This is a genomic window from Rhodococcus chondri (genome assembly GCF_036327435.1).
GTDB classification, from domain to species: domain Bacteria; phylum Actinomycetota; class Actinomycetes; order Mycobacteriales; family Mycobacteriaceae; genus Rhodococcus; species Rhodococcus chondri.
The window spans coordinates 1-10,672 of sequence record NZ_JAUZMZ010000154.1; the positions used below are offsets into that span (position 1 = coordinate 1).

Annotated in this window: 11 protein-coding genes; 3 read left to right on the forward strand and 8 right to left on the reverse strand. The window is 69.7% G+C overall.

Annotated features, from left to right (window positions below; all coding sequences use genetic code 11):
• The 4 genes from dapC to Q8814_RS20790 form a co-directional block, all read right to left on the reverse strand.
• Positions 1-1,000 (reverse strand): succinyldiaminopimelate transaminase (dapC, locus tag Q8814_RS20775; protein ID WP_330153898.1); only part of this gene is annotated, 1,000 nt, incomplete at its 3' end.
• Positions 1,001-1,021: 21 nt separating this feature from the next.
• Positions 1,022-1,345 carry a ferredoxin gene (fdxA, locus tag Q8814_RS20780; protein WP_330153889.1) on the reverse strand — a complete coding sequence of 108 codons (324 nt, stop codon included), beginning with the start codon at positions 1,343-1,345 and terminating at the stop codon, positions 1,022-1,024.
• A gap of 178 nt (positions 1,346-1,523) precedes the next feature.
• Positions 1,524-4,115: a bifunctional FO biosynthesis protein CofGH gene (locus tag Q8814_RS20785; protein ID WP_330153890.1), complete on the reverse strand. Its 2,592-nt coding sequence runs from the start codon at positions 4,113-4,115 to the stop codon at positions 1,524-1,526.
• Between the two features lie 45 nt (positions 4,116-4,160).
• Entirely contained in the window at positions 4,161-4,376 is a 216-nt protein-coding gene (locus Q8814_RS20790) for a hypothetical protein (protein ID WP_330153891.1), read from the reverse strand.
• 128 nt (positions 4,377-4,504) lie between these two features.
• Here Q8814_RS20790 and Q8814_RS20795 point away from each other — a divergent pair, with 128 nt between their 5' ends.
• The 3 genes from Q8814_RS20795 to Q8814_RS20805 are packed head-to-tail and all read left to right on the forward strand — an operon-like array spanning position 4,505 to position 7,244.
• Positions 4,505-4,981 (forward strand): PH domain-containing protein, encoded by a 477-nt coding sequence (locus tag Q8814_RS20795; RefSeq protein ID WP_330153899.1) that lies wholly within the window; start codon positions 4,505-4,507, stop codon positions 4,979-4,981.
• A complete protein-coding gene (locus Q8814_RS20800) occupies positions 4,978-6,513 on the forward strand; it encodes a PH domain-containing protein (RefSeq protein ID WP_330153892.1) in 1,536 nt (511 codons plus the stop codon). The genes Q8814_RS20795 and Q8814_RS20800 overlap by 4 nt, the downstream gene beginning before the upstream one ends.
• Positions 6,510-7,244, forward strand: a complete 735-nt coding sequence (locus Q8814_RS20805; protein WP_330153893.1) for a uracil-DNA glycosylase — start codon at positions 6,510-6,512, stop codon at positions 7,242-7,244. Before Q8814_RS20800 ends, Q8814_RS20805 begins: the two co-directional genes overlap by 4 nt.
• Here Q8814_RS20805 and Q8814_RS20810 read toward each other — a convergent pair.
• From Q8814_RS20810 to Q8814_RS20825, 4 genes are all read right to left on the reverse strand, one after another.
• Positions 7,207-7,641 carry a hypothetical protein gene (locus Q8814_RS20810; protein ID WP_330153894.1) on the reverse strand — a complete coding sequence of 145 codons (435 nt, stop codon included), beginning with the start codon at positions 7,639-7,641 and terminating at the stop codon, positions 7,207-7,209. The two genes, Q8814_RS20805 and Q8814_RS20810, sit on opposite strands and share 38 nt — an antisense overlap.
• A 55-nt stretch (positions 7,642-7,696) precedes the next feature.
• On the reverse strand, positions 7,697-7,855 hold the full coding sequence (locus tag Q8814_RS20815; RefSeq protein WP_330153895.1) for a hypothetical protein: 159 nt from the start codon (positions 7,853-7,855) through the stop codon (positions 7,697-7,699).
• 71 nt (positions 7,856-7,926) lie between these two features.
• Entirely contained in the window at positions 7,927-8,826 is a 900-nt protein-coding gene (mshB, locus tag Q8814_RS20820) for an N-acetyl-1-D-myo-inositol-2-amino-2-deoxy-alpha-D-glucopyranoside deacetylase (RefSeq protein ID WP_330153896.1), read from the reverse strand.
• Positions 8,823-10,658 (reverse strand): ABC transporter family substrate-binding protein, encoded by a 1,836-nt coding sequence (locus tag Q8814_RS20825; protein WP_408015955.1) that lies wholly within the window; start codon positions 10,656-10,658, stop codon positions 8,823-8,825. The genes mshB and Q8814_RS20825 overlap by 4 nt, the downstream gene beginning before the upstream one ends.
• Between the last annotated feature and the right edge of the window lie 14 nt (positions 10,659-10,672).

The following is a 10,672-nucleotide window of genomic DNA, read 5'->3' on the forward strand; positions in this document are numbered from 1 at the left end:
TGCCCCGCTCGGTGAACCAGTCGACGGTGGCACGGCACTCCTCACCGCGCGTGGCCCACAGATACAGTCCCGCCTCCGAGTGGTCGACGGTGAATCCGGCACCGCGCACGGCCGCCAGCAACGTGTCGCGGCGGGCCCGGTACTTCTCGCGCTGGATGTTCTCGTGCTCGTCGTCGTTCAGCGCCGCGGTCATCGCGGACTGGATCGGCAGCGGCAGCATCATCCCGGAGTGCTTGCGCACCTCGAGCAGATCTGCGACGAGTTCGGCGTCGCCGGTGACGAACCCGGCGCGATAGCTCGCAAGGTTCGAGGTCTTGGACAGCGAGTGCACCGCGAGCAGGTTGGTGTGGTCGCCGTCGCTGACGCTGGGGTGCAGGATGGACAGGGCCTCACCTTCCCAGGTCAGGCCCAGATAACACTCGTCGGAGACGACGATCGCGCCGCGGCTGCGTGCCCAGTCGACCACCTTGCGCAGATGCTCGAGGCCGAGCACCTTGCCGGTCGGGTTGGACGGCGAGTTGACGAACACCAGTGCCGCGCCTTCGGGACCCAGGCGGTTCAGTCCGTCGGCCCGGATCAGACGGGTGCCTGCGAGCAGACCACCCACCTCGTACGTCGGATACGCCAGTTCGGGGATGACGACCAGATCGCCGGCGCCGAGTCCGAGGAGGCTCGGCAGCCACGCGATCATTTCCTTCGTGCCGATCGCCGGCAGGATCGCGGTCTCGTCGAGTCCCGTGATGCCGTAACGGCGCTCGAGGGCACCGACGGCCGCGGCCCGCAGGGCCTCGGTCCCGTGCGTCGTGGGATAGCCGGGCTCGTCGGCCACAGCGGACAACGCATCACGGATGACGGGGGCAACCGGGTCGACGGGCGTGCCCACGGACAGGTTGACGATTCCGTCGGGATGCGCGGCCGCCTTCGCCTTCGCCTCGGTCAGCGAATCCCACGGAAAGTCCGGAAGATTGCTCGCGACCGAACGTCGCACACGTGCCTTCACGGGACCTGCGGTCACCTCGGCCTACTCTTCGCCCATGGGAGGGAGTGCCTTGACGAACGGCGTGTCGTAATCGACCTTGCCGAGCTTCGCGGCACCGCCCGGCGAACCGAGGTCGACGAAGAAGTCGACGTTGGTCTTGATGTACTCGGACCACTCGTCCGGGACGTCGTCTTCGTAGAAGATCGCTTCGACGGGACACACCGGCTCGCAGGCGCCGCAGTCGACGCACTCGTCGGGATGGATGTACAGCATGCGACCACCCTCGTAGATGCAGTCGACGGGGCATTCCTCGATACATGCCTTGTCCAACACGTCCACGCACGGCTCCGCAATCGTGTACGTCACTGCTGTTCTCCCTGCCTCTCTGTATGCCCGCCCGGCCTGTGCGGCCCCGGCGAATCTGGCGTACTCGACGTCCGCCACCGTCCAGTATCCCCCGACCTCGGGAGACGCAGTCGCGTTAGGGTGCCCTGACCCGGACGGGTTTCGGGACCCGAACGGCCCGGTCGTCGACTGCGCGAGACTACCGGACGCTCACATCCAGCTCACGACGGGCGTACGACGTCGTGCGCTCACGGGCGGGGCGGCCGATCCCCTCGGCGATCGACACGAGTTCGGCGACGGTCTTCTCCGACCCGTGCTGCGAGCCGGCCATCCGGGAGATGGTCTCCTCCATCAGGGTTCCGCCGAGGTCGTTGGCGCCGCCCTCGAGCATCGCCCGAGTACCCGCGACACCGAGCTTGACCCAGCTGGTCTGGATGTTGTCGATGCGGCCGTGCAGCATGATCCGCGCCAGGGCGTGCGCCGCGCGGTTGTCGCGCATCGTCGGGCCCGGCCGGGACGCGCCCGCCAGGTACAGCGGCGACGACTGGTGCACGAACGGCAGCAGGACGAACTCGGTGAAACCGCCGGTCCGGTCCTGGATTCCGCGCAACACGTTCAGGTGCCCCACCCAGTGGTGCGGCTGGTCGACGTGCCCGTACATCATCGTCGAGCTCGAGCGCAGACCGACCTCGTGCGCGGTGGTGACCACCTCCACCCACTCGGCGGTCGGGAGCTTGCCCTTGGTGAGCACCCAGCGCACCTCGTCGTCGAGGATCTCGGCGGCGGTACCCGGAATCGTGTCGAGGCCTGCGGCACGCAGTTCGATCAGCCAGTCCCGGATCGAGGTGCCGCTGCGCGCCACCCCGTTGACGATCTCCATCGGCGAGAACGCGTGCACGTGCATCGACGGCACTCGCGCCTTGACCGCGCGCACCAGGTCGGCGTAGCCGGTGACGGGCAGTTCGGGATCGATGCCACCCTGCATGCAGACCTCGGTGGCGCCGGCGACGTGCGCCTCCCATGCCCGGTCGGCGACCTCCTTCGTCGACAGCGTGAACGCGTCGGCGTCGCCCTTACGTTGCGCGAAGGCGCAGAACCGGCAGCCGGTGTAGCAGATGTTGGTGAAGTTGATATTGCGGTTGACGACGTAGGTGACGTCGTCTCCGACGGCGTCGCGGCGCAACCGGTCGGCCAGCGCGACCACAGCTTCGAGTCCGGCACCGTCGGCGGTCGCGAGCGCGACGTACTCGGCGTCGGAGCAACCGGCGGGGTCGCGCTCCGCCGAGCGCAGAGCCGCGAGCACATCGCTGTCGAGCCGCACGGGCGCGGACTCCCCCAGCGCGAGAACCTGGTCCCGGACGGTGTCCCAGTCGCCGAACGCACTACCGAGGTCGGAGCGGGTTTCGGTGTTGCGGCCCGTGACGTCGATCTCCGAATTCAGGTCCACCCGGCCCGACGAATCCCAGTCGAGGTCCGGCTCCTGCCACGGCAACCCGGAGGGCAGCACCTGCTTCGCCAGTCCGGTCTCCGGATCGGCCAGTGCGCGCACATGCGCCGTGATCCGCGGGTCGATCCACGGCTGGCCCGCGAGCACGTACGGCGGTTGCGCGGCTATGCGTTCGGTGAGCACGAATCCGGCGTCCGAGCTGAGTTGCGCGAGTGCGTCGAGGTTCGGCCAGGGTCGTTCCGGGTTCACATGGTCGGGGGTCAGCGGCGACACGCCACCCCAGTCGTCGACGCCCGCGGCCAGCAGCGACCGGCACTCCTCCGGCGACACCAGATTCGGCGGCGCCTGGATCCGCATGCCCGGACCGAGCAGCAGCCGCGCGACGGCGATCGCGGCGCGGAACTCGGTGAGGCCGGCGTCGTCCACGTCGCGCATCGCGGTGTCGTCCTTCGCGCGGAAATTCTGGACGATCACTTCCTGGATGTGCCCGAATGCCTTGTGCGACTTGCGAATAGCGATGATCGATTCGGCGCGTTCGGTGAACGTCTCGCCGATCCCCACGAGGATGCCGGTCGTGAACGGCACCGACAGCCGGCCGGCGTCGGTGAGCACCCGCAACCGCACGGCCGGATCCTTGTCGGGGCTGCCGTGATGGCACTGCCCCTTCTCCGTGAACAACCGCTCCGACGTGGTCTCGAGCATCATGCCCATCGACGGCGCCACCGGCTTGAGCCGTGAGATCTCGGCCCAGCTCATGACCCCGGGATTGAGGTGCGGCAGCAGACCGGTCTCCTCGAGCACCCGGATCGACATCGCCCGCACGTAGTCCAGCGTCGAGTCGTAACCGCGCTCGTCGAGCCACTGCCGCGCCTCCGGCCACCGATCCTCGGGGCGGTCGCCGAGCGTGAACAGTGCTTCCTTGCAGCCCAATTCGGCACCGCGGCGTGCAATGTCGAGGATCTCGTCGGGCTCGAGATACATACCTTCGCCGGCGGCGCGGAGCTTGCCGGGAACGGTGACGAACGTGCAGTAGTGGCACCGGTCCCGGCAGAGCCGGGTGATCGGCACGAACACCTTGCGCGAATACGTGACCGAGCCCGGACGTCCCGCCGCGAGCAGACCGGCGTCGCGCACCCGCGCCGCGGACGCGCACAGGTCGTCGAGGTCGGAGCCGGTCGCCTGCAGCAGCACCGCCGCTTCATCGACGTTCAGGGTCACCCCGTCGCGTGCCCGGCGCAACGCCCGCCGCATCCCGGACGGCGACGGTCGCGGCGCGGCGCCGGGCCGCAGCGAAGGCGACGGAAGCATCGCAGAGTGCACGGTGTCGTCAACGGAATCGGTCATTGGCCGATCATGCGCCTCCGCGGTGCCCTATGCCACTTCGGGTTCTCACTGGCGCGGGTAGTCCTCGTCTCCGGGGACCTCGCGATACTGGTCGACGGTGTCCGCGGGATCCGATTCGAGGGGAAGCTCCGGCGGGATCACGTCGGCCGGATCGTCGTAGACCGGAATCGACTGCTCGATGCGATCGGCCTCCGAGTCGGTGTCGGCCGCGCTGTCGAACTCGATCGCGTTCGACCGGACGGCGTCCGATGATTCGGTCATGTCGATCCTCCTCGTCAGCTATCTGCTACCTGTGGTCCGCACCCGATGGCGGGATCCTTTTCCGAGACCAGCCTAACCTGGAGCCGGTACTCGAAGCCGGGAGGGCAACAGTGGACGGCAACGTCGTGATGGCAGATCCCGCATGGCGGCCGAGTCCCCGGGCACGGGCCTTGTGGGCGGTGAACGCGGCCCTGATGTGGGTGCCCCCGGTCGTCGCGCAGGTGGTATGGGGAGTGCTCGACGCCGGGCGCCCCGGTCTCCACGTCTCGGTCGCGGTCGCCACGGTCGTCCTGGGCGGGGTGCACATCGCCGTCGTGCCGCTCTGGCGCTACCGGGTGCATCGCTGGGAGATCAGCGACACCGCCGTGTACACGCGCTCCGGCTGGTTCACGCAGGAGCGCCGCATCGCGCCCATCTCACGCATCCAGACCGTCGACACCGAGCGCGGTCCGATCGACCGTTGGCTCGGCCTCGCCACAGTCACCGTCACCACCGCATCGTCGGCCGGCGCAGTGCAGATCACCGCGCTCGACACCGCGACCGCCGATGCGACGGTTGCCCGGCTCACCGCGATCGCGGGACGCGACGGAGCCGACGCGACATGAACCCCGGAACCATGAACCCCGGAACCGCAGAGGCGGAGCTGCCCTGGTTACGGCTCGACCGGCGGATGCTGCTGATCCACCCGGTCGAGGAGATCCTGCGGTTGCTGCCGGTCCTGATCGGGACGGTGGTGCTCGGCACCAGCAGCGGAAATCCGTACTGGGGGCTCGCGGTGGCCGGGGTGCTCGTGGTCGTCGGCCTGCTGCGCTGGTTCACCACCACGTATCGCATCGGCCCTGTGCACGTCGAGTTGCGACGGGGACTGTTGCAGCGACAGGAACTGTCCATTCCGCGCAGCCGCATCCGGTCGGTGGACGTCGATCAGCGGGTGTTGCACCGCCTGCTCGGTTTGGCGGTGGTCAAGATCGGGACAGGCCAGTCCGCGGGCGGGGCCGACCGGAACCGCTTCGAACTCAACGGATTGGCCGTGGCCGCGGTGCCGGCGCTGCGTGCCGCGTTGCTCGCGGCCGGCTCCGACCCCGGCGCAGAGGCCTCCGCGCGCACCCCGCACCACGCGGAACCGGACCTGCCCGCGCCGAAGGAGACCGAGATCGCCCGGCTCGACCCACGGTGGGTGCGGTACGCGCCGTTCTCCACCACGGGTCTGCTCGGTGTCGTGGCGGTCGCCGGGCTGGCATTCCAGTACGGGCTCGGGGAACGGCTCAGCGAGTCGCGGACGGTCGAGCGCGGCGTCGAAGTTCTGGAAACGGCCGGTGTCGTCGTGACTGCGGCAGTGATCGTGGTGGCGGTGATCGTGGTGGCGAGTATCGCGGCGTGCATCCGCTACCTGCTGTTGTACGGAAATCTGCGTGTCACCGACGACGGACGGATGCTCCGGATCGGGTTCGGTCTGCTGCGGGTCCGCCACACGACGCTCGATCGTGCCCGCCTGCGCGGGGTGAATCTGCGTGAACCGCTCGCGCTGCGACTGGTCGGCGCCGCGCGACTCGACGCGATCATGACGGGGGTCGCGGCGGAACGCGGCGAGTCGTCCCTCGTCCTGCCGTCCGCCCCGGCCTCCGAGGCGCAACGGGTCGCGGCGGCGGTGCTCACCGATGCCGGAGCTGTCGAGGTGCGGTTGGTGCCGCACGGACGCATTGCGCGACGGCGGCGTTTCGTGCGGGCGATGCTCCCCGCCGCGGCGATTGCTGCCGCCGGAATCGCCGCGTCGGTGGCGACCGGCGGTTCCCTGCCGCCGGCACTCACGGTCGCGCTGATCGTGGTGCTCGTCGCCGGATCGGCGGGGCTGGCGTGGGACCGGTACCGTAGCCTCGGGCATGCGGTCCTTCCCGGACGGCTGATCACGCGCGGCGGATCGCTGGACCGGCAGCGGGTCTGTCTCGACGCGGCCGGCATCGTCGGCTGGACCGTGCGGCAGTCGTTCTTCCAGCGCCGGGCGGGGGTGGCGACGGTGATCGCCGCGACCCCGGCAGGTGCCGGCCACTACGCGGTAGTGGACATCCCGGCCGAACACGCGTGGGCGTTGGTCGAGGCAGTCACTCCCGGAGTGGGCGACATGTGGGTGCGGCGATGAGCGCGCACCGGGACCCTGCACCGGAAACCCTTGCGGACCTGGATTCCCGGCTCGTGGAGTGCCGGGCGTGCCCACGACTCGTGGCGTGGCGCGAACAGGTGGCGCGGGAGAAGCGGGCGGCGTTCCGCGACGAGGTGTACTGGGGACGACCGGTCCCCGGATTCGGTCCCGCGGACGCCGCTCTGCTGATCGTGGGCCTCGCCCCGGCGGCCCACGGTGGCAACCGCACCGGTCGCATGTTCACCGGGGACCGGTCCGGCGATTTCCTGTACGCCGCGATGTACGAGGCAGGACTGGCTTCGCAGCCGACGGCCACGCACCCCGGCGACGGTCTCGAACTGTACGGGACGCGGGTCACCTCACCGGTGCACTGCGCACCCCCCGCGAACAAGCCGACGATCATCGAACGCGACACGTGCCGCCACTGGCTCGAGGAGGAACTGGGGCTGCTGTCGCCCACAGTGCGGGCAGTGTTGGTTCTCGGTGGGTTCGGCTGGCAGGCGCTGCTACCGGTGCTGTCCGGCGCCGGCTGGGAGATTCCCGTACCGCGACCGAAGTTCGGTCACGGTGCGCACGTGACGCTCGCTCCGGGCCGGGCGGACCGCCGGCCACTGCATCTGTTCGGCTGCTATCACGTCAGCCAGCAGAACACCTTCACCGGACGGCTCACGCCGTCGATGCTCACCACCGTGCTCACGGACGCGGCGCGGACTGCCGGGCTGCCTGTGTGATCGCGTTGATGCGGGCCGAGAACAGGTAGAAGCCCGCGGGAGCCAGGGCCGCGATAGGCAATAGCAGGATCCGCCAGTCGGCGACGACCACCATGTCGCCTCCGGGTCCGCCGAGCAGGCACAGCCCGAATCCGACGACCCAGGCGAGCAACGGCCACGCCGCGGTGCCGAGCGATCCCGTCTCGGTTCGCACGGCCATCACGAGCAGAAGGTTGATCACCGCGGCCAGCAGGATGGTGATCGGAAACGGCACCCCACCGATGTAGAGGCCCAGATAGAACACCGACAGCACCGCACAGAGCGCGCCGTCGGCGACGAGCAGCCCGACCAGGCCTTTGCGAGGCTCGGATTCGGCTGGTGCAGCATCGGGAAGCGCGGTGGCGGGATCGACCGTCATGCGTCCATCGTGCGCCACCGGCGCGGAGCAACCACAACCGGGTCGGACGGAAATGTCACGGCACCGGCGGGTACCCGAGCATCGTGAGCAGGTGACTCTGCTGGTCGGCGAACGCGTACAGCGCGCTGTAGTAGCCCTCACGGATCTCGCCGGCATACGGCCGCAGCGAGTCCACGAAAGCAACGATCTGGTTTTGGACGGACCAGTCGTACATCGGCATTCCCCTTGTTCGGCACCGCAGCGTGACCCTCACATATCGCGGGTCACGGCATGACGTGGGTCACACTAACCGATGTCGATGCCGGCGAACAGATCACGCTCCCGCCCGGTCTCGTCCACTTCTCCCCGTTCGCCACGGACGAGCACATAGTGTTCTTCGGCGAAGACGGGCTGAGCGACCAGGTTCGACAGAGCGAACTGTTCCCCGCCCGGCGCGAGAAGCACCTGCGTCGCGTGCGCGGCCATCGCGGCGCGTTTGGCATCCAGCACGCCGGTCACGTCGATGGCGGCGCCGACCTCGTCGTCCGGCGTGCTCGGCAGGTCGTCGGGCTCGGGCCGCTTCCAGCCGTCGGGCACGTCGCGGATCGCTGCCACACCCGCTGCCAGCGCCGAGGCTTCCGTGACGGTCCAATACACCTTCGCGGGTGTCCACGGCGCCCCGGCGTCGGGGTAGACGTCGGTGCCCGCCGCCTCGACCGCGGAGGTGACGCGGCGATGCACCGCGATGTGATCGGGATGCCCGTAACCACCCACCGGGTCGTAGGTGACGACAACATGCGGGCGCGTTTCCCGGATGACCTCCACGAGCGCAGACACTGCCTCGTCGGGATCCGCGTTGACCCACGCCCGGGGATCGGCTGCGGACGGTGTGCCGGCCATCCCCGAGTCCCGCCAGCGGCCGGCCCCACCGAGGAAGCGCGGGGCGGGCACGCCCAGCGCGTCGAGCGCTCGGGTCAGTTCGAGGATGCGGTAGCCGCCGAGCTGGTCGGCGCGGTCGGCGGTCAGCTGCGCCCACTCGTCGCCGATGACCTCGCCCTCCTCCCCCAGCGTGCAGGTCACGACGGTGACCTCGGCGCCTTCGGCGGCATACCGGGCGATCGTGCCGCCCGTGGTGAGGGTTTCGTCGTCGGGATGGGCGTGCACGAGCAGCAGCCTGCGCGGGTACTCGCCGTCGGGACAGGTCATCGTGTCGTCCTCTTCCAAAGGTGGGTGTCGGCGACGATCCCGGCCGGGACGGCCCCGGTCAACGACACCCCGTCGACGTCCGGACCGGCGGCGACCACCGCGCGATCCTGCAGGATCGGCAGGTTCACCGCCAGCTCCCACAGCTCGGGCTGCGCGTCCATCAGGATCGCCCGAGCGTCCCCGGCGCCGGTGAGCGCGGCGCGCAGGTCGGGGTCGAGGGACGGATCGCATGCCCCGGACAGGTTGCTGGGCGCCTCGAGTTGCGCGAGCGCTGCGTCCCGCGCGTCGGACACATCTTCGGACGATGTTGTGGTTTCGGTTGTTTCGGGTGCAGCGGGATTCTCCGCGGTCGGCGCATCCCGGGGGGCCGCAGGTGCGCTCGTCGGCGCCGACCCGTCCTCGGCCGCAAGGAGAGCGGGCGGACACGCGAATCGGGACACTGCCGCCGTCGGCGCGTCCTCACCGGCACGCATCCACCCCACCACGGCATGCACCGCACCTTCGGTGACGGCCTCCCCGTAGAGCTCCTCGGAGGGCAACTCGGTCACGGTCGCGTCGATGCCGGCGCCGAGCAACAGATCGGCCGCGGTGCGGGCGACGGTGCGGGCGGTCTCCGACCCCTCCGGCACACCGAGGACGAGGGCCAGGGGCGCCCCCTCGCGGACGAGAGTGCCGTCGGGGATCGCATCGGCCGGTGGCGCGTCGGGGGCCGCAAGGTCGGGCGCAGGGGGTGCCACCGGTACGTACCCGGCCTCCCCCAGTGATCGGAGGGCCTCCTCGCGGGGAAGCCGCGGCGGCATCGTCGGTACGTACCCGGGATCGGACGGCGCGAGAACCTGGGCGCGGGCGGGGACCACACTCGATTCCGTACCGGCAGCGACGAGGGCGAGCAGATCCGGGTCGAGCAGTCCCAGCACACCTCGCCGCACGCGCGGATCGGCCAGTTCCGGGGTGCGGGTGTTCAACGTCAGTTCGAGGGTGCGCGGCTGCAACCGGACCGCGGTACGCAGACCGGGTACCGCGCCCAGCTGGGTGAGCAGCGACGAGCCGCCGTTCGTCTGCGCGACCTGGACGTCGCCGGTGCGCATGGACTCGACGAGTTGTGCGTCGCTGCCTCCGCGCCGCATGAGGATCTCGTCGGGGACAGCGGGGGTGTCCCAGAACCGGTCGTTGCGTTCGAGAAGCACTTCACCGCGACCGCGGTCCACCGATTCCACGTGAAACCGACCGCCCGACAACGGGATCGATTCCGACAGGCCGGTCGCGAACCCGCCGGGCGTGTCCTTGACGAGGTGCGCTGGGAGCATGACGGTGAACAGTTCCCGCCACGCCGGGTATGGTTCGCGCAGCGTGACGGTGACGGTCTTGCCTCCGCCCGACGATTCGACATCGTCGATGAGCCGGTAGCCGGCAGGATCCACGACACCGGGTTGCGTGATCATCTGCTGCCAGAGATAACGGAAGTCCTCGGCGGCGATCGGCGCGCCGTCGGACCATTGCGCGTCGTTGCGCAGCTGGTAGGTGATCGTGGTCGGGTTCTGCCCGGTGACCTCGGCCGATACGAGCACCGTCTCGTCGAGGATCCACTCGGTGACGGCCGGGTTGTCCGCGGCGGGAACGGGCCGGAAAGCGCTGGGCAGCACCAACTTTGCCACGGCATTGGCGACCGGGGACTGATCGGCCAGCAGATGCGGATTGAATCCGGTGTCGACGTTGTCGATGGCGACGACGACCGTGCTGCGCTGCGGAGCCGGGGGCGGCGTGGTGGTCGGCTCGGACTGCTCGATCGGAGGCGGTGGATCGGCGGTGCAGGCCGTCGAGGCCACGGCCACGACGAGTCCGGTCA

Coding starts and splice junctions, on each gene's coding strand:
- Q8814_RS20810 (WP_330153894.1), bottom strand. CDS start 7,641: ATGACGGTCGATCCCGCCACCGCGCTTCCCGATGCTGCACCAGCCGAA.
- Q8814_RS20805 (WP_330153893.1), top strand. CDS start 6,510: ATGAGCGCGCACCGGGACCCTGCACCGGAAACCCTTGCGGACCTGGAT.
- Q8814_RS20795 (WP_330153899.1), top strand. CDS start 4,505: ATGGCAGATCCCGCATGGCGGCCGAGTCCCCGGGCACGGGCCTTGTGG.
- Q8814_RS20800 (WP_330153892.1), top strand. CDS start 4,978: ATGAACCCCGGAACCATGAACCCCGGAACCGCAGAGGCGGAGCTGCCC.
- mshB (WP_330153896.1), bottom strand. CDS start 8,826: ATGACCTGTCCCGACGGCGAGTACCCGCGCAGGCTGCTGCTCGTGCAC.
- Q8814_RS20785 (WP_330153890.1), bottom strand. CDS start 4,115: ATGACCGATTCCGTTGACGACACCGTGCACTCTGCGATGCTTCCGTCG.
- Q8814_RS20790 (WP_330153891.1), bottom strand. CDS start 4,376: ATGACCGAATCATCGGACGCCGTCCGGTCGAACGCGATCGAGTTCGAC.
- Q8814_RS20815 (WP_330153895.1), bottom strand. CDS start 7,855: ATGTACGACTGGTCCGTCCAAAACCAGATCGTTGCTTTCGTGGACTCG.